The 20,106-nt window shown below is 31.2% G+C and carries 14 protein-coding genes; 7 read left to right on the plus strand and 7 right to left on the minus strand.

The window, feature by feature from the left end; all coding sequences use genetic code 11:
* Window positions 1-6 precede the first annotated feature (6 nt).
* From mreC to rodA, 3 genes are all read left to right on the plus strand, one after another.
* Window positions 7-837 carry a rod shape-determining protein MreC gene (gene mreC, locus V7P59_RS04110; protein WP_333808896.1) on the plus strand — a complete coding sequence of 277 codons (831 nt, stop codon included), beginning with the start codon at window positions 7-9 and terminating at the stop codon, window positions 835-837.
* Between the two features lie 500 nt (window positions 838-1,337).
* Window positions 1,338-3,263 carry a penicillin-binding protein 2 gene (gene mrdA / locus V7P59_RS04115; RefSeq protein ID WP_333808897.1) on the plus strand — a complete coding sequence of 642 codons (1,926 nt, stop codon included), beginning with the start codon at window positions 1,338-1,340 and terminating at the stop codon, window positions 3,261-3,263.
* Window positions 3,264-4,520 (plus strand): rod shape-determining protein RodA, encoded by a 1,257-nt coding sequence (gene rodA, locus V7P59_RS04120; protein WP_333808898.1) that lies wholly within the window; start codon window positions 3,264-3,266, stop codon window positions 4,518-4,520.
* Here the strand turns inward: rodA and V7P59_RS04125 are convergent, their stop codons facing one another.
* A complete protein-coding gene (locus V7P59_RS04125; protein ID WP_333808899.1) occupies window positions 4,521-5,312 on the minus strand; it encodes a DNA/RNA non-specific endonuclease in 792 nt (263 codons plus the stop codon).
* Window positions 5,313-5,365: 53 nt separating this feature from the next.
* Here V7P59_RS04125 and V7P59_RS04130 point away from each other — a divergent pair, with 53 nt between their 5' ends.
* Window positions 5,366-5,884, plus strand: a complete 519-nt coding sequence (locus V7P59_RS04130; RefSeq protein WP_333808900.1) for a hypothetical protein — start codon at window positions 5,366-5,368, stop codon at window positions 5,882-5,884.
* Between the two features lie 48 nt (window positions 5,885-5,932).
* On the opposite strand, the gene V7P59_RS04135 is transcribed toward V7P59_RS04130, so the two are convergent.
* Complete coding sequence (locus tag V7P59_RS04135) at window positions 5,933-8,086, minus strand: carboxy terminal-processing peptidase (protein ID WP_333808901.1); 2,154 nt, start codon at window positions 8,084-8,086, stop codon at window positions 5,933-5,935.
* A 143-nt stretch (window positions 8,087-8,229) separates the two neighbouring features.
* On the opposite strand from V7P59_RS04135, the gene surE reads away from it, so the two are divergent.
* From surE to V7P59_RS04150, 3 genes are all read left to right on the plus strand, one after another.
* Window positions 8,230-8,997, plus strand: coding sequence for a 5'/3'-nucleotidase SurE (gene surE, locus V7P59_RS04140; RefSeq protein WP_333808902.1), 768 nt, complete (start codon window positions 8,230-8,232; stop codon window positions 8,995-8,997).
* Between the two features lie 12 nt (window positions 8,998-9,009).
* Window positions 9,010-10,128 carry a lipid-A-disaccharide synthase gene (lpxB, locus tag V7P59_RS04145; protein ID WP_333808903.1) on the plus strand — a complete coding sequence of 373 codons (1,119 nt, stop codon included), beginning with the start codon at window positions 9,010-9,012 and terminating at the stop codon, window positions 10,126-10,128.
* A gap of 184 nt (window positions 10,129-10,312) precedes the next feature.
* Window positions 10,313-12,247, plus strand: a complete 1,935-nt coding sequence (locus tag V7P59_RS04150; RefSeq protein WP_333808904.1) for a ComEC/Rec2 family competence protein — start codon at window positions 10,313-10,315, stop codon at window positions 12,245-12,247.
* A 2-nt stretch (window positions 12,248-12,249) separates the two neighbouring features.
* Here the strand turns inward: V7P59_RS04150 and V7P59_RS04155 are convergent, their stop codons facing one another.
* The 5 genes from V7P59_RS04155 to V7P59_RS04175 form a co-directional block, all read right to left on the minus strand.
* Window positions 12,250-12,717, minus strand: coding sequence for a thioredoxin family protein (locus V7P59_RS04155; protein ID WP_333808905.1), 468 nt, complete (start codon window positions 12,715-12,717; stop codon window positions 12,250-12,252).
* Between the two features lie 50 nt (window positions 12,718-12,767).
* Entirely contained in the window at window positions 12,768-14,270 is a 1,503-nt protein-coding gene (locus tag V7P59_RS04160; RefSeq protein WP_333808906.1) for a peptide MFS transporter, read from the minus strand.
* A 1-nt stretch (window position 14,271) separates the two neighbouring features.
* A complete protein-coding gene (locus V7P59_RS04165; RefSeq protein WP_333808907.1) occupies window positions 14,272-15,930 on the minus strand; it encodes a peptide MFS transporter in 1,659 nt (552 codons plus the stop codon).
* Window positions 15,931-16,008: 78 nt separating this feature from the next.
* Window positions 16,009-17,904, minus strand: coding sequence for a peptide MFS transporter (locus V7P59_RS04170; RefSeq protein ID WP_333808908.1), 1,896 nt, complete (start codon window positions 17,902-17,904; stop codon window positions 16,009-16,011).
* A 26-nt stretch (window positions 17,905-17,930) separates the two neighbouring features.
* Entirely contained in the window at window positions 17,931-20,102 is a 2,172-nt protein-coding gene (locus tag V7P59_RS04175; protein WP_333808909.1) for a S9 family peptidase, read from the minus strand.
* Window positions 20,103-20,106 lie beyond the last annotated feature (4 nt).

Here is a 20,106-nt window from a genome sequence, read left to right on the forward strand (position 1 = left end):
TAGTCCATGCAGCAAATAATTAACTTTATCATAAAAAACAGCTATCGATTGCTGTTTTTGCTGCTTTTGGGCATCTCATTTTCGCTTATCATAAAATCGCATTCGTATCACAGAAGTGAGTATGTAAATTCGGCCAATGCTGTAACTGGTGCTTACTATGAAAAAGTAAATGAGATAAATGAATACTTCAGTTTAAAAGAAAAAAATAAAGATTTAGCATCAGAAAATGCACTGTTAAAAGAATTACTTTTCAATAAAAAAGACACAGTTTTAGTTTCCAAAACACTTTTTCGAAACGATCTCAACAATTATAATGTTGTAGTAGCAAAAGTGGTAAAGAACTCATTTAACTCTAGAGAAAACTACATAACTATCAATTCAGGAAAGAATGCAGGTATTGAAGTAGACATGGGAGTTGTTAACGATAAAGGAATTGTAGGTTTAATTGAAAAAACATCCGCTAATTTTGCAACCATTCAAAGTGTTTTAAATACGAAATCAAAGATTAATGCTAAAATTAAAAATTCCAATCACTTTGGATCTTTAATCTGGGATGGCGATAATGTAGGATTTGTACAACTTATAGATGTACCCAGATTGGCCTCTTTGAGACATGGTGATTCAATTGTAACAGGAGGAAATTCTGATATTTTTCCAGAAAATATTCCTATTGGTAAAATTGACAAAATTTACATCGATAAGAAAACAAATTATTACACTATTAATGTTCGTTTGTTTAATGACATGACATCGCTAGGGTATGTTTATGTTATCGAAAACAAAAGAAAAAAAGAGAAACAACAATTAGAAGCAGCAACCACAGCACCAAAACAGTAAGTGAACAATAGCATTTTAAATAGTATTCGATTTGTCGTTTTTTTATTCTTACAGGTTTTAATATTCAATAATATTAACTTGTTTGGATATCTAAATCCATATCCATATATTTTATTCATTTTATTATATCCTGTGAATAGCAACAAAAATGTCTTGTTACTAGCAAGTTTTGGCATGGGAATTCTTTTAGATATGTTTTGTAATTCAGGCGGGATTCACACTATGTCTTCTTTAGTTTTAGCGTATGTTCGCCCTACTCTTTTTAAATTTTCATTTGGATTGAGTTACGAATATCAGACGGTTAAAATTGCTGACAAAATTTCACCTGAACGAATTACCTTATTGTTATTAGCCATTTTTATACATCATTTTGTTTTGTTCTTTTTTGAATATTACCGATTTGATTTGATTTTCACCATTCTGACGCGCACACTATTTAGCACGTTGTTTACGTTTATTATTTGTTTACTAACAATTTATATTATTAAGCCGAGTAAACGATGAGAAAAGTAATATTGCCCGCCGTAATCATTATCACATCAATTATTCTAATTGCTCGAATTTTCTACCTCCAAGTAATTGATGAAACTTTAAAATTAAAATCCGAAAACAATGCCATAAAAAAAGTATTTGATTTTCCGGAGCGAGGCTATATTTATGATAGAAATGGTAAGTTATTAGTAGCCAATCAACCATCGTATGATATTATGGTTGTGCCCAGAGAAATCAAAAATATTGACACTACAGAATTTTGCAACCTACTTCATATTTCGAAAGACTTCTTCATAAAAAAAATTGAAAAAGCTAAGGTATATAGTCCAATGCTACCTTCCGTTTTCCTCTCACAATTAAACAAAGCAGAATATGCTGCTTTTCAAGAAAAAGAACGAAAATTTGAAGGATTTTATACTCAGAAACGTTCCTTAAGAGATTATCAAGTAAATTTTGGCGCTAATATTTTTGGCTTTATTACTCAAGTTAATGAAGCTATATTAAAGAAAAACAAATATTACAATAGTGGTGATTTGATTGGAAAGCAAGGCGTAGAACAACAATACGAAGAAATTTTGAGAGGCGTAAAAGGAGTGAAATATTTACTTCGTGATAAGCATAACAAAATCATTGGCCCATACAAAGAAGGAAAATTTGATACTATTGCTCAACAAGGAAAAGATTTAACGCTAACCATAGATTATGAGCTTCAAAAATACGGTACAGAATTAATGGTTAATAAGCGTGGTGGAATCGTTGCTATTGAACCAAAAACAGGTGAAATTTTAGCTTTAGTTTCAGCTCCTACATATGATCCGGCTTTATTGGTAGGAAGACAACGTTCAAAAAACTATACCGCATTATACAATGATTCGATTGCAAAACCTTTGTACGACAGAGGTCTTCAAGCAGCTTATCCTCCTGGTTCTCCATTTAAAATCATCACTGGCTTAATTGGATTACAAGAAGAAGTTATTGATGAACAAACTACTTTTTATTGCAATCATGGTTTCAATTTTGGGCGTTTTATGAAATGTCATTGTGGTTTGCATACTTTGCAATTAAACAACGGAACCTATAAATCATGTAATAGTTATTTTGGAAATACTTACAAAAGAACTATTGAGAAATATAAGGATTCTTACTACAGCGTTGACAATTGGGCTAACCACGTTAAAAGTTTTGGACTAGGTCAATTTCTGGGTACAGATATGCCCATTGGCGCAAAAGGATTAGTTCCCGATTCAAAACTGTACAAGAGAGCATATAAAGGAGCCAAAATTAGAAGCTCTTATATAATCTCTAATGCTATTGGACAAGGTGAAGTGCTTACGTCGCCTATACAATTGGCTAATATGATGGCAGCTGTGGCAAATGAAGGTTATTATTACACGCCTCATATTGTTAAAAAGATAAAAGGACAAAATTTAGATAAAAAATTTACTACAAAACATTATACTACGATTGATAAACAATACTTCCCACCAATTATCCAAGGAATGGAAGATGTTTATAATTTCGGAACAGCATCGGGACTTAAAGTAGAAGGAATAAAAATTTGTGGAAAAACAGGAACTGCTGAAAATAAAATTAGAGTAGCTGGCAAAACTTATCAATTAAAAGATCACTCTATTTTTGTTGCTTTTGCACCTAGAGAAAATCCTAAAATAGCATTAGCTGTTTTTATTGAAAATGGTTATTGGGGTAGCAGATGGGCTGGTCCTATTGCAACTTTAATGATTGAAAAATATTTAAATGGGAAAATTAGTCGTAAAGACTTAGAAACTCGAATGCTAAACGGAAGCATAGAAGATGAATACCGAAAAATTGAAAACATCATTTATCAACGTTCAGTAGACACTAAACTAAACGAAGACATTATACAAGGGAATATTACCATAGGAGACGCTAAAAAAGAAGAGGAAGAAAACTAAATGAAAAATCAAAGCGTAGGAAATAGAATTGATTATATCAGCATATTACTTTACATTGTTTTAGTAATTATGGGTTGGATGACTATTTATTCTGCATCTTTACCATTAGAAGAAACCTCAATTTTTGATCTTTCCCAAATTTATGGCCGTCAAATGCTTTTTATTGGTTTAAGCATACCCTTAATACTTATTATTTTATTTGCTGACGCCAAAATTTTTGAACGGTTTTCTTTTATATTTTATGGTATAGGTATATTGCTATTATTAGGGTTATTTGTATTCGGAGTTACTAAAAAAGGACAAACCAACTGGTATCAGTTTGGAGGTTTTGGATTCCAACCTTCTGAATTTGTTAAAACTGCAACCGCTTTGTTATTGGCAAAATATTTGAGTTATTCTCAAATCAATTTAAAATACACAAAGCATCAAATCATAGGATTAGCAATTGTTGGAATACCCGTTTTGTTAATTTTAATGCAACCTGATGCGGGTAGTGCCATGATTTTCATTTCGCTGATTTTTGTTTTAAATCGTGAAGGCTTACCAAGTTGGTATTTTTTCTCTGGTATTATTGCTATCGCATTATTCTTTTTATCTCTAGTAATTGAACCTACTTATTTAATTGGAATCGTTTTTATTGTAATGGTAATTCATTACATATTTAATAGAAAAATATCAAGAAATCCAATAGTTTATGGATTATTGTACTTACTAATGGCAGGTTTTGCTTTCTCTGTAAGTTATGTTTATGACAAAGTACTAGAACCACATCAAAAAGATCGTATTAATGTACTTATTGGAGATGATGTTGATATGAAACGTGAAGGTTATAATCTAAATCAATCAATGATTGCGATTGGTTCAGGAGGATTAATTGGAAAAGGTTATTTAGAAGGCACACAAACTAAAGGAGGATTCGTACCAGAACAACATACCGACTATATTTTTACTACTGTAGGTGAAGAATGGGGTTTTGTAGGCAGCATTACTGTAATTGCATTATTTGTTGCCTTATTTTTAAGAATTATTTATTTGGCAGAAAACCAGAAAACCAAATTTAGTAGGGTATATGGATATTGTGTAGCCACATATTTATTTACCCACTTCTTTGTGAATATTGCCATGTTAATTAAGCTATTCCCTACTATTGGAGTACCACTTCCTTTTTTCTCCTATGGAGGTTCGAGTTTATGGGCATTTACTATTTTACTTTTTATCTTTATTAAGCTAGATGCAAATAAAGTTAATGAGTGGTAATTAAAAACTCCATCCTTTATAATCTGATTTTGATTCTAATTGAGTTTCTATCTTATCTGGTAAGTTAGGATAAAAATCAATCCCTGTTAATTTTTCAATTTCATCAACCGAAACCACAAATTCATATAAAGGTTTATTAGAATCTTGATGGGGAACTAAAAAACCAATCATTTTATTCCAATCTTTTGACAAAAGTACTTTGTAAAAATAATTTGGAACAGAAACACGCTCCTTACCAATTGTCTTCAAATTATCGCTCAAAACACCTCCTGTAACAACATATAATCCATCATGTTTTACTGCCCAATATCTCACTTTTTCTTCTAAACGATTCCAAATACCTGAATTAAAATCATGTTGCTGAGGACTAATGTTTGAAGTAAAAAAAGTTTCTACAAAATCCTCTAAAGTTCTTTTTCTATCTCCTGCCGGACACAAATGCCCTTTGTCATAACCCGACTTTTTATAATTCCTCCAATCAGCCGATTCTGTTTTCACTAAAGGATCTTGTTCAAAAAAAGGTCTGTCAAAATTAGCAGCCGTAATATCATCACTATCTAAATAATATGCCACCCATTCACTTTGTTCATGTTCTTCAGAATAGGAAAATGAATAGGTATCTCGATTATAAATGTCATGTGTTGTCGAAGTGGGATAAAAATCGAAATCTATTTCTAATTTGTTATCAGAAGCAGAAACCCCATCACTTTTAATCAAAAAATCTTCATAAATTCTTGATTCTTTACACGAATAAAATAAAACGATAATGAGTAAGAAATATAATCTTTTCATGGTTTGGCTTAGTTTTTGTTACCTTTGTAAAGGTAATTTTAAAATCCAAAATCATGAAAATTAAATTTTTATTCCTCCTAACATTTTTAAGTTTACAATTAACATTTGCTCAAGAAATAGTTATTGATAGCATAAAAATTAAGCAAGAAAATTTACTTAAAGAACAACAAAAAAATGAAAAAGAAAGAATTAAATCAGAAGAGAAAATAATTAAAGAGCAACAAAAAGCAGAAAAAGAACGTCAAAGAGCTTTAAACGATGCAGAAAAAGCAAAAAAAGAAGCTGAAAAAGCTCAAAAAAGAGCTGAAAAAGAATTAAAAAAAGTTGAAAAAAAAGTTGCCGAAAGAGAAAAAGCTAAAAAAAATGTTGAAAAATCAAAAAATAGAATACTCAGCAACCAAAAAGACTTAGAAAAAGATAAAGAAAAATTTGAAAAACTAAGAAAAAAAGGAAAGCTAACTTCTGAAGAAGAATTAAAATGGCGAGAAAAAATTCTAAAAAAGGAAAATAAAACTTTGGAATTACAAATAGATTTAGAAAAAGCTGAAAATAAATTAAAAAAACTAGAATAAAAAAATCCCGATTTTGTAATGAAATCGGGATTTTTTATGCCTATAAAATTAATTCATACTAAACTTCTGCGGAATGCTTTTACCTTTTGTTAGCATTTTCATATCAGATATAACATTTAATGTTTCTTCAATATAAATATCTTTTTGCATGTCTTCATGCCAACGCTCTCTTTTTTGTTTTAACAAAGTATCCTTCTCAAACAAAGCAACTTCATCCGGTAATGATGTAAACACGAAGTTGTTTTTATAATCTGAAATGGCTTTAAATTTCTTAATTTTCACATCAGTTGCATCAAGTTCTCTTTTGAAATCATTCAAATTTAAACTAAAAACATTTTCATCTTTACGTTGATAAATCCATTTAGCATTTTCATCAATTAGATTAAAAGTTGGATTGGATGCAATTCGCTTCTTGCTATTTGCAATTACATTATCATAATTTATGTTTAGCGGTTGGTATTTTGCAGGTTCAATTTTGTCCCAAGGCAAAGCACTTTCTTCATCGCGCTCTCCCATATCTAAATAAGAAAAACGGTCTGGGAATACAATATCACTTTTAACACCTTCGCGTTGCGTAGAACCTCCATTAATTCTATAAAATTTCTGAATGGTTGTTTTTAAAGCACCTAAGTCGCCATAAGAATTTCCTCTAATAAATTGATTTAAATCAATTACATTTTGAACCGTTCCTTTACCGTAAGAGTGCTTACTACCTACAACAATTCCACGTTTGTAATCTTGTATTGCAGCCGCAAAAATTTCTGAAGCCGATGCAGAAAAATTATTAATCATTACCACAAGCGGACCATCATATTGCACCCTTTTGTCTGGATCAGGTAAAATTTCTGGATTTCTTCCTGGAGCTTTTACTTGTACCACTGGACCTTCTGGAATAAACAAACCTACCATTTTAACAACTGTTTCTAATGAACCTCCTCCATTATCACGCAAATCCATTATTAGTCCGTCGATATTTTGCGCTTTTAATTTCTCAATTTCAGAAGCAACATCTTTGAAAGCATCTCTGTTTTGCTTGTTTTCGAAACTAATATAAAACTTTGGTAGATAAATAATTCCAAAACGTTTTCCCTCTTTTTCAACTATGCTCGATTTAGCAAAAGTTTCTTCTGTTTCTACTTCATCACGAATAATAGAAATCACCTTAATAGATCCATCTACTTTTTTTACCGTTAATCTTACCTCGGTTCCTTTTGGACCTTTGATTTTCTTAACTACATCGTCTAAACGCATTCCTGCAATATCAAGTGGCTCTTCTTTTCCTTGACCTACTTTTAAAATTAAATCTCCTGCTTCTAATTCTTTTCCTCTCCACGCAGGTCCGCCCGAAATTAGTTCAGAAACTTCAACCGCATCATTTTTCTTTTGTAAACGAGCACCAATACCTTGAAAAGTTCCGCTCATACTAACATCAAATTTTTCTTTGTCATCTGGAGAAAAATAAAACGTATGGGGATCGTAACGCTCTACGATTGAATTTAAAAACATAGCGAACCAATCGTCTCTATCTAGTTCTTTTTCAATAAAATCGAAATATTCGTTTAATGATTTTAAAGAATTTTTGCGAACATCTTTTTCAATTTCTTCAAATGATTTTACTGTGTAACTAGGTTCTTTCTTCTTTTTATCTTCTTCAAGCTTTTGTTTATCAGTAATTGAAGAAAGTGCAGATAATTTCAACTGCTTTCTCCATCTGTCGACTAATTCTGATTGATTTTTGCTGTAAGGTAACTTTTCGTAATCAACATTGATGTTTTCTTTTGTTGTAAAATCAAAAGGTTGAGACAAAATTTCTTCATAAATGGCTCTTGACTCTTTCATTCTTTTTAACAAACGAGAATTGGTCAAATTAAAGAATGTTAAGTCTTTATTTTTAATCATATCATCAATAGACGTTTCATATTTACTAAAATCATCTATATCTCCTTGAAGGAAAAATCGTTTTGTAGGATCGATATTGTCTAAATATTTCTTGTAAACTTTCTTAGAAAAATCGTCATTAATATCCACAGGACTATAATGCCCTTTTTCTAAGACAAAAGTTAACAATTCAATTAAAAGTTTGTCTTTTTCAGGATCGTCTTTTTTTTCACTTGGAATAAAACTCCATAGTATTGCTGATAAAGCAGTTACCAGCAATATAACCTTATAATTTCTTTTCATAAATTCCACTATTCGTTTCATCGAAAAATTTTCAACTAAAATACATAAAAAATCATGCCACAACCATGCAAAATACTATAATTTTTTGTTAAACCAATAAAATTTAGCATTCAAAAAAAAGGTTTCGGTATAAATTATTTAATTTAGCAAAAAATGTACGAAAAATGGCAAAACCACTTATATTAGTAACTAACGACGATAGTATTGTTGCTCCTGGAATTCGCACTTTAATTGAAGTGATGAAAGAATTAGGCGATGTAATAGTTGTAGCACCTGATAGCCCACAAAGCGCAATGGGACATGCCATTACCATAAACAATACTTTAAAATTAGAAAAAGTTCATATTGACAAAGAACTTGAACAAGAATATAGTTGCAGTGGTACACCTGTAGATTGTGTAAAAATTGCCGTAAATGAAATTTTAAAAAGAAAGCCCGACTTGTGTGTTTCTGGCATTAATCATGGTTCCAATTCTTCTATAAATGTAATATATTCTGGAACTATGAGTGCTGCGGTAGAAGCAGGCATAGAAGGAATTCCCGCTATAGGATTTTCATTATTAGATTACAGTTGGGAAGCCGATTTTAACCCCATAAAAAAATATGTAAAACAAATTGCTTCTGAAGTTTTAAAAAATGGTTTACCCGAAGGTGTAATACTGAATGTAAACTTTCCTAAATTAAGTAAAGAAGAAATAAAAGGGGTAAAAATTTGTCGTCAAGCAAAAGCTATGTGGCAAGAAGAATTCGATAAAAGAACAAATCCTCAAGGAAAAGATTATTATTGGTTAACAGGAAAATTTGTCAATTTGGACAAAGGAACTGATACCGATGAATGGGCATTAGAAAATGGCTACATTTCAATTGTACCAGTACAGTTTGATTTAACAGCACATCATGCAATGCAACAATTGAATTCTTGGGAATTATAAAGAGATAAATAAATGAAATATTACATCATAGCAGGAGAAGCATCAGGCGATTTACATGGTTCAAACCTAATGAAAGCTTTGTATGAAAAAGATCCATCAGCCGAAATTCGTTTTTGGGGTGGCGATTTAATGCAAAATGTTGGTGGAACTTTAGTAAAACACTATCGCGAATTGGCTTTTATGGGTTTTATTGAAGTCATTTTGAACCTAAAAACAATTTTGAATAACATTAAGATTTGTAAAAAAGACATCGAAGCTTTCCAACCAGATGCTATTATTTTCATTGATTATCCAGGATTTAACATGCGCATTGCTACTTGGGCAAAAGAACGAAACATTCCAACTCATTATTACATTTCGCCTCAAATTTGGGCTTGGAAAGAAAACCGTATTAAAGCCATCAAACGCGATGTGGATTATATGTATGTAATTCTTCCGTTTGAAAAAGATTTTTATGAAAAAAAACACCATTTCCCTGTGCATTTTGTAGGGCATCCGTTAATTGATGCTATTGCAAACAGAACAGAAATTTCAGATGAAGCGTTTAGACAAGAAAATCATTTATCTGAAAAACCAATAATTGCTCTTTTACCTGGAAGTCGCAAGCAAGAAATCTCTAAAATGCTTTCGATTATGCTCTCTGTTGTAAAAGATTTTCCTGATTATCAATTTGTAATTGCTGGTGCTCCAAGTCAGGAATATGAATTTTACAAAACATTTTTAACCAATGAAAATGTAAAATTTATTTCGAATAAAACCTACGATCTATTAAGTCATTCATACGCTGCTTTAGTAACTTCTGGAACAGCAACTTTAGAAACCGCTCTATTTAATGTTCCTGAAGTGGTTTGTTATAAGGGAAGCTATATTTCGTACCAAATTGCCAAAAGAATCATCACTTTAAAATATATTTCATTGGTAAATTTGATAATGGATAAAGAAGTAGTGAAAGAATTAATTCAAGATGAGTTGAACACGAAGAATTTAAAATTAGAACTTAATAAAATCTTGAATACAGAAAGTCGTGCAGCTTTATTGCAAAATTATGCCGATTTAAAACAAAAATTGGGCGGAGAAGGCGCGAGTAAAAAGACTGCTGATTTTATTGTGAATTCATTAAAAAAACAATAAAGATTTCTTTTTGATTTATTAGGAATAAACTTATTTTTTAATATTTTTGATACAAGGAAGTCCCCTACTTACTTAAAACTAAAATTACTTCAAAAAAGAATAATATTTTGAAAGTATTTAAGTTTCCTTTACTCACCATTACTATTAGTTTTGCGATTGGAATTATTGCAGCATATCACTTGCAATGGAATTTTTCGAATTTAATAATTTCATTATTAATAAGTTTGGGAATTTTTGGTTTTCTATTTTGGAGAAGCAAAAAATCTTAGTTCAAAACACACTTTTTGGTATCACCACTTACCTACTCGCCTTTATATTAGGAATAATGAATTTTCATATTCATTCAGATGTAAATTCAAAAAATCATTACACAAAAAAATCATTTGAAGAAACCAATTCTATTCGAGCTATTGTTACCGCTACATTAAAACCAAATACAAAGTATAACAAATATTTCATTACACTATCATATTTTAATGATTCCACAGCTTCCGGAAAAATGTTGCTTTATGTTCCGAGAACAAATAAAGAAACTTTACATGCTGGTGATGAAATTTGGTTAAATGCATCTGTTTATCCCGTTCCAAAAGCTTTTAATCCGTACCAATTTGATTATTCGAAATACCTCGAAAAGCAAAATGTATTCCATCAAATTTACACCCGGGAAAATCAAATTAAAATCATTCAAAAACATAAAACTATTGATTATTATATTGAAAATTTAAGAAATAATCTCAGCCAAAGTTTCGAAATCCATCATTTTGATTCCAAAACAAAAGCTATAATTGATGCCTTAATTTTAGGCCAGCGATTAGAATTAGATAAAGAAACAATTGCAGATTATTCCAATGCGGGTGTGATTCACATTTTAGCAATTTCAGGATTACACATTTCCATCATTTACTTCTTTATTGTGTTATTGTTGAAGCCACTTAAAAGAGTAAAGTTTGGAGCTGAAATTCAATTACTAATTGTCTTATCAATTTTATGGTTGTTTGCTTTGCTTACAGGTTTGCCTGCTTCAGTAACAAGAGCCGTAACATTATTTAGTTTCATTAGTATTGGAAACTATTTCAATCATCCGAAAGCGATTTATAATGCATTAGCGATTTCCGCATTTTTAATTTTATTGGTAAAACCAAATGCTATTTTTGATATTGGTTTTCAATTGAGTTATGTAGCTGTTTTGTCGATTGTATTATTTCAGCCTTTTTACAGAAAATTCTATTTTTCTGAAAATAAAATTGCTATTTACTTTACTGATATTGTTTTAGTTTCATTGGCAGCGCAAATAGGTGTTTTGCCATTAAGTTTGTATTATTTCAATCAATTACCTTTATTGTTTCTACTTGCAAATTTGGTCATTATTCCTCTATCTACAGCTGTATTAATAGGTGGGATTATAACTTTATTTTTCAATTTTGTTTTACCTGATGTTGCCATTCTTTTGGGGAAACTATTAAATTTTATAATCCATTTGATGAATGTTTATATTCATTGGATTGCCCAATTTAAAAGTGGCATTATTACGAATATTTCGTTTTCAAGTTGGCTTACTTTTTCGATGTATTTAATCATCGTTGCTTTTATTTATTGGATATATCATAAGAAAATTAAAAATGTAAAATATATTTTAGCAAGTATTTTACTTTTCCAATTGAGCTACATCAATGTTAAATGGAATGAAAATCAAGGAAGTGAATTGGTTATTTTTAATGAAAAATCAACTTTAATTACCATCAAAAATCAAAATAGTGTTTTAGCTTTTAGCGATTTCCCTGAAAATCATAACATCACTTTAAATCATTATTTACGAGGAACATTTTCTGATTCATTGCGAATTTTTCCGATGCAAAATGCGATTTCATTTCAAAATAAAAGAATTTTAATAGTGGATAGTATGGGAATTTATAAAACCTCTATTTCTGCTGAAGTTATAGTTTTAACTCAAAATCCAAAAATCAATTTAGCGCGATTGATACGAGAAATTAAACCTCAAGAGATTATAGCCGATAAAAGCAACTACAAAAACACTATTAAACGTTGGGAAACTACTTGTGAAAAAGAAAAAATCCCTTTTCATGCCATTGCAGAAAAGGGATTCTATAGATTGAAATAAAACTATTTCTTTTTGATAATTTGGTTAGCACCATCAATCCAAACTTTTGGACCACCTGCTACATACCCAGTGCTACCTAATGCTGTTAAATTTATTTTGGCTTCTTCAGCTTTAGCAGCACTTACAAACCAAACCGTTGGATATCCTCTAACTTGTAGTTGTTGCTGTATTTGAGCATTTTGCATTTTCACAGCATCTGTTTGATTGTTATTTCTCGGAAAATCTAACTCTACTAAAACTACATTTTCTTTAGCCCATTTTACAAATTCAGGTGTCTTAAAAACTTCTTTTTGCAAACGAATACACCATCCACACCAATCTGAACCAGTAAAAAACAAGAATAAAGGTTTATTTTGCTTTATCGCAATATCTGTTGCTTTTGACATATCAGTATGCCATGTTAGTTCTTCTTGCGCTTGAGATGACAAACTTGTCAAAATGATAAACGCTATTACTAAAATCTTTTTCATATACTAAATTTTCAATACAAAAATAACAAATTAGATGCCAAAAATAATTGTTACTTAACTTCTTGCATTAATTTTTTAACTAATGGTGAGAAAGCTATTAAAATCACTCCGGCAATTAAAGCATATATTGCTAATTGCTGGTAACCATCTGCATAAGTATTTAACTTTTCTAAGTTGGTCATATTTTTAGAAGCACTTGCAATGTTTGCTCCTAACAAACCCGCAAAATATTGACCATAGGCACTTGCCAAAAACCACATTCCCATAATAACCGCTTGAGTTTTTTGAGGTGATAATTTAGTCATGGCGCTCATGCCAATTGGCGACAAACACAACTCTCCAAATGTAATAACAAACCATCCAAATGTAAATAAATCTAAAGAAGTTTTCCCATCTGGTCCTGCAAAAAACTTAGTATAATAAAACACCCAAAAACCTCCTGCTAGGAATAAGAATGCTAAACCAAATTTAATAATTGTATTAGGTTCAAACTTTTTCTTTGCCATCCAAAGCCAAACCATACCTACTAATGCTGCGAAAGCAATTACAAAAAAAGAGTTTGCTGAGTTGTTTACACCATTAGGATCTAAAGGAATTCCTAAAACTGTATTGTTTAAATTTTCAGCAGCAAAATCACTTAAAGAACCGCCACTTTGTTCAAAAAATGCCCAAAAAACAATTGAAAACAACATAAAAATAACTGCTGCAATTAATTTTTTGTTTTCAGCAATTGAGAAACCTCGCATTTCATAAGCTAAATATAGTAATGAAAATGGTCCAATGGTATACATAAAGTAATCTGTATATTCTGTATTAGAAACCATTACAATTATAATTGGAATAATCAAAATAGAACCTAAATAAGTGGACCACTCATAAATTTTTCTTTTACCCGATGCAATATGTTGTAATGGTGACAAACCAATATTTCCTAAACTTTTTTGAGTTTGAGTAAAAGTCAATAAACTAATTACCATAACTACAGCTGCCAATCCAAAAGCAATATTCCATTCTAATCCTTCAGGTATGATAGAAGATAACATTTCTCTTTTTCCAACTGCTATACAAACATAACCTCCTATTAAAGCTCCTAGATTAACACCCGCATAAAACAATGAAAATCCAGCGTCAGTTCTAGAATCACCTTCTCTGTAAAGCTTTCCAACCATCGACGAAATATTAGGCTTAAAAAAACCTGTTCCCACAATGGTAAAACTCACTCCAACAAAAAACATTGATTTTGGGTCTATTGCCAAAATTAAACTTCCAACAATCATTAATATTCCACCCCAAAATAGAGATTTTCGAAATCCAAAAATTTTGTCTGCAAATAATCCTCCAATAAAAGTAAAAGCATACACCCATGCTTGAGTTGCTCCGTATTGAAGATTAGCAGTTTCTTTATCCATCAATAAATGATGAACCATATAGAAATATAACATTCCACGCATTCCGTAGAAACAAAAACGTTCCCACATTTCGCTGAAGAATAAATACCAAAGTTGTTTTGGATATTTTCCTTTAAAATCTTGAATTTGTTCTATTGTTTGCATCTTAGTGAATTCCTTTTTCTTGCATTACTTTATTCAATTGTTTCAATAAAATAAACATCAACATAGTGGCAAACATCAATAATCCAAAGTTAATCCAAAAGAAATCTTGCTTGTTATCATAAGTATCCCACATACTTGCTAACACACCACTCAATTTATTTCCAATAGATGTTGATAAAAACCAACCTCCCATCATTAATGAAGTAATATTAGTAGGACTTAATTTAGAAACCACTGATAATCCCATTGGGCTTAAGAATAATTCTCCAATGGTGATAACTCCATAATTTGCAACTAACCACCAAACGCTCACTTTTTCAGAACCATTAGCACCCATATTTACAGCAGCAATCATAACTAAAACCGATAAAGCTGAAATTAATAATCCGAAAGCTATTTTTGTTGGAGTTGATGGTTCTTTCTTTCTGCTTCTTAAGAAGGTGAAGAATGCTACCACTAACGGCGTTAAAATAATTACCCAACCCGGATTAATCGACTGACTTAAATTGGTTGCCCAAAGCGAAACTTTTGAACCTTCTTCTGGTAATTTATCTTTCGCTACGTTTCTAAAATAAACCGGATAATCCACTGTTTTTTGAACTTCTCCATTTACTTTTTGAATACGGAAACTAGAATCGTATAATTCTACTGTATCTTTTTTGTATTCCACTTCTTTGGCTAATTTTAAACCATTGAAAACCGTTTGAGTTGTTCCTGTAATTTCTCTATCGGTGTAACGGTCTGCCCAAGTGTTTAATGCAGAGCCATTCAATTTGAAAACACCCCAGAATAAAATTACTACTGCAAAAATCGTTAGTAAAGCTCCAATTGGTCTTTTGTCTTCGGTTTTGGCTTTAAAGTATAAACTTCCATAGAAGAAAATCACTGGAATACAAGCGAAAATAAAGGCATCCGTACTGTCAGAACCAAAAATATATCCGTTTGGATTTGCTTCAGTTGTTATTCCTTTAATTAACCAACCAATAACTCCAAAAACAGCTGATGGTACTAAGATAAACATCACAATTTTCCAGAACGGCATATCGCCTGGTTGCACTCCTTTTTTCTCCGTCTTATCTCCGTAGTGTTTCGTTCCTAAAATGAAAACGATAACGCCAATAAACATTCCAACTCCAGCTGCCATAAAAGCATATTGCCAACCTAATAGAATTTGTAATGCAGCACCAAAAAAATTACAAATGAAAGCCCCAACGTTAATTCCCATATAGAAAATGTTGTAACCTTCGTCTTTTTTGTCTTTGTATTTATCTTCGGTATAGAAATTACCTAAAAGTGTTGAAATATTTGGTTTGAAGAAACCGTTACCCACGATAACTAATGTCATTGCTATATACAACATAGTTATATCATGAATTCCCATCATGAAATAACCCGCTCCCATCATAATTCCTCCAATGATGATAGATTTTTTATAGCCCCAATATCTGTCGGCAACTAAACCACCTATAAAAGGAGTTAAGAAGACCAAAGCAATAAAAGTTCCGTATAAATCGGAAGCTTCTTTCTCGGTCATAGCGAATCCGGCTTCAACATCTTTAAGATATAAGGTAAAAATACCAATCATTAAATAGTAACCAAAACGTTCCCACATTTCAGATAAAAACAAGTAAGGCAATGCCTTAGGATGACTTTTCCACATAATTTATTGTATTAAAAAAACAAACCTACAAGGGTTTCTTGTAGGTTTGAAAGATATAAAAAATATTTTTATTGACAATTAGGTAATACCGTTCATCATTTTTTTCAATCTTGGTGATAAAACTGCTAAAATAACTGCTGCAATTCCACATAAAACAACGAATACCATGAAAAATTCATATAAGTTTCGAATTTGAAAACCTGCAAAAGTTTTATGTTCAATTGTTATAATTTTTTTCGATTTCAATTTTTGTAAATCTGCATCTGAAGGATATACTAAATCACTTGGTAAAATTTTTGCAGTTTTATCTGCTTTCTTTATTTCACTGATTTTTTTATTATTTTGAGCAATAATATCTTCTAATTTAATTTTGTTAGCATCTAATATTTCTTTATCAACATCCGCTATATTATATTGAGCTAAAATAAATAATTCTTTACTTGAAGGATCATGTTTTTTGTCTAAAACTTCTTGCAAGTTAATGCCTTGTTCTTGCGCAATCATATGTTTGTCACCTGTTGCAGGTAAAATTGCTCCTAAAGATCCCGCTAAAGCATAACCTGCAGCATTTGAGATAAAGAAAACACCATACAATAAAGAAGCAAAACGTTTAGGTGCTAATTTACCAACCAATGATAATCCGATTGGAGACAAACATAATTCACCCATTGTTTGGATTAAGTATAGCAACATTAACCATTTGATAGCTAACAACCCTGAGTTGCCTAAATCTTTAACATTGTGTGCGATGATGAAATAACTTAGCGCAATTAAAGCCAATCCCATTGCTTGTTTTAAAGGCGAAACGGGTTCTTTTCCATTTGCTCTTAGTTTATCCCAAAGTAAACTGAATGGTAATGCCAACATTACAACGAAAATACCATTAAAAATTTGCACCATTGAAGGTGGCATGTTCCAACCAAAGATACTTCTATCTGTTTGATTATCCGCAATAAAGGTTAACGAAGAACCCGCTTGCTCAAACGCAGCCCAGAAAAAGATAATAAAGAACGAAACAATGTAGATTACCCAAATTCTTTGTCTTTCTACTTTGTTTTCAGCTGAACTCATAATTAAGTAAGCTAAAGAAATACCAGCAGAATAAATAAAAGGGTAAATAATTCCTTTTATTAATTGTCCCATGGCAACATCTGAAAAGCCAAATTCACCCACTAATAAATATCTAAACACAAAGAATAAAGCTGCAAAAATTCCGATTGCAGTACCAATTGCAGTACCTGAAAATTTAGCCGTTTGTGTTTCACCTTCTTCAAAATCCTCTGCTCCATTATGTTTAGGTAAACCCCCAATTGGTCTTCCTTCTGGAGTAACAACATATTTATTTTTTAATAAAAAGAAAGTTATTGTTCCAATAATCATAGCAATAGAAGCCGCTAAGAATCCCCATTTAAAGGCGAAAATATCTCTAACTCCAGTTACTTCGTCTTTAACATCTCCAACCCATGGACAAATAAATTGTCCTAAAAAAGCTCCGATGTTAATACCCATGTAGAAAATTGTAAATGCTGAGTCTAGTTTGCTCTTCTCTTGTTTTGGATACAAACTCCCCACCATAGACGAAATGTTTGGTTTGAAAAATCCGTTACCAAAAATGATAATAAACAAGGCAATCCACATGAATAATTTTGCACTTCCTAGGCTAGAATCAAAAGTTGAAGCACTAATAAACAATAAGAATTGTCCAATTGCCATTAATGTTCCTCCAAGCATAATACTGTATCTATTTCCAATATATTTATCCGAAATAAATCCTCCTAACAATGGTGTTAAATAACATAATGCTAAAAATCCACCGTAAATAATTGCAGCATCTGCCTCTTTAATTAATAATGAATTTACCATGAACAATGTTAGGATGGCTCTCATTCCATAGAAATTGAAACGCTCCCACATTTCGGTTCCAAATAAAACCCATAGTCCTTTTGGATGACCTGTTTTTACTGCTTCACTCATATAATTTGTTTTAGTTTATTGGTTTATTATAGTTTTTCTTTGATGTAATTTGTCATTTTGGTGTACAATTGTAAGCGCGTTTTACCACCATAAATTCCGTGATTTTTATCAGGATAAATTGCCCAATCAAATTGTTTGTTCGCTTGAACTAACGCTTCAACCATTTTCATTGTATTTTGAACGTGAACGTTATCATCAGCTGTTCCGTGAATTAATAAGAAGTTTCCTTTTAATTTACTTACATGATTGATTGGTGAGTTATTATCATAACCGCTAGCGTTTTCTTGTGGGGTTTGCATATAACGTTCTGTATAGATACTGTCGTAATATCTCCAAGAAGTTACTGGGGCTACTGCGATAGCCATTTTGAACACATCAGCTCCTTGGAACAAACAGTTAGACGACATAAAACCGCCATAACTCCATCCAAAAATTCCGATTCTTGAAGCATCAACGTAGTTATATTTTCCAATAACTTTAGCAGCATCAATTTGATCTTCTACTTCATATTTACCTAATTCTTTTTGCGTACATTTTTTGAAAGCAGCTCCTTTAAAACCTGTTCCTCTTCCGTCAACACAAGCTACAATATAACCTTGTTGTGCCAACATCATAAACCAATAATCATTAGTCCCATTCCAAGTGTTTGCTACTTGTTGAGATCCTGGTCCTGAATATTGAAACATGAATACAGGATATTTTTTATTTGGGTTAAAATCTTTAGGTTTAATCATCCAAGCATTTAATTGATGCCCTTTTTCTGTAGTTAATACAAAGAACTCTTTTGGAGTTACATCATACTTTGCTAATTTTTGCTCAACTGCTTCGTTTGAAACAATTGTTTTAATTACAGCCCCTGTTTTTGAATCATTTAAAGTATACATTGGTGCTGAAGTTGCACTTGAATACGTATTGATGAAGAATTGAAAATTAGGACTAAAAGTTGCGGAATTTGTTCCCGTTTTAGAAGTCAATCTCACTTTTGATTTTCCGTCTACTTTGATTGCATAAACATCTCTGTTGATTGACCCATTTTCTACCGATTGATAGTAAATCATTCCTGATTTTTCATCGAATCCGTAATAATTAGTTACTTCCCATTTTCCAGAGGTAATTTGTTTTTTTAATTTACCTGATTTATCGTAGTGATAAATATGATTGAATCCGTCTTTTTCTGATGTCCAAATGAAACTATTATCTTTCAAGAAAGTTAAGTTATCTGTAACATCAACATAAGCCGCATCTTTTTCGTTTAAAACAATTTTTGTAGTTCCTGCATTAGCATCTACAAAATGTAAATCTAAATTATTTTGGTGACGATTCATTACTTGAACACTTAAAACCGCAGCATCATTTGTCCATTTAATTCTAGGAATATAAAAATCTTTGTAATCACCTAAGTTGATTTTTTTAGTAGTTCCCGATTTTAAATCGAAAATATGTAACGAAACAATTGCGTTTTTCTCACCTGCTTTTGGATATTTAAAAACGGTTTGTGTTGGATATAATCCTTCGTTGTACATATCCATTGAAAATTCTGGAACTTCCGTTTCATCAAACTTGATGTAAGCAATTTTAGTTCCTGTTACATTCCAATCATACGCTTTTACGAATGCAAATTCTTCTTCATACACCCAATCCGTAATACCATTGATAATTTTATTTTTTTGTCCGTCTTGTGTAATTTGAATTTTTACACCTGAAGATAAATCGTGAACATATAAATTGTTTTCAAAAGCATACGCCACTTTAGTTCCATCAGCACTAAATGTTGGTTCTTGAATAGCATTAGCCGTAAAACTACTAACCGTTTTAGAAGGAATATCATAAATAAAATATTCTGCAGTAAAAGAATGACGGAAAATAGGGTTTGATTTAGTAGCAATTAAAATCTTTTTTTCATTTTTATCGAATGAATAACTATCGATAGATTTTACTTCTGAGTGATTTTTAGTATCAAAAAGTGTACTTACTTTTTCTAAAGTGGCAAAGTCATACAAATCAATTTGATAACTTCTTGTAACTCTGTCAAAATTTAATACGGTGTACTGATTGGTGTTCTTCATGGCGCTCAAGGCATCCATTCCTTTTGTTCTGAAGGCTCCGCCCCAAATTTCTTCTAAAGTAATTTTTTGTTGAGCTACAACTGATAATGAGCTCACTACAAAAAGCAATACTGCTAAACTGTATTTTTTCATAATT

The organism is Flavobacterium sp., assembly GCF_036782315.1.
In the GTDB taxonomy this organism is placed as follows: domain Bacteria; phylum Bacteroidota; class Bacteroidia; order Flavobacteriales; family Flavobacteriaceae; genus Flavobacterium.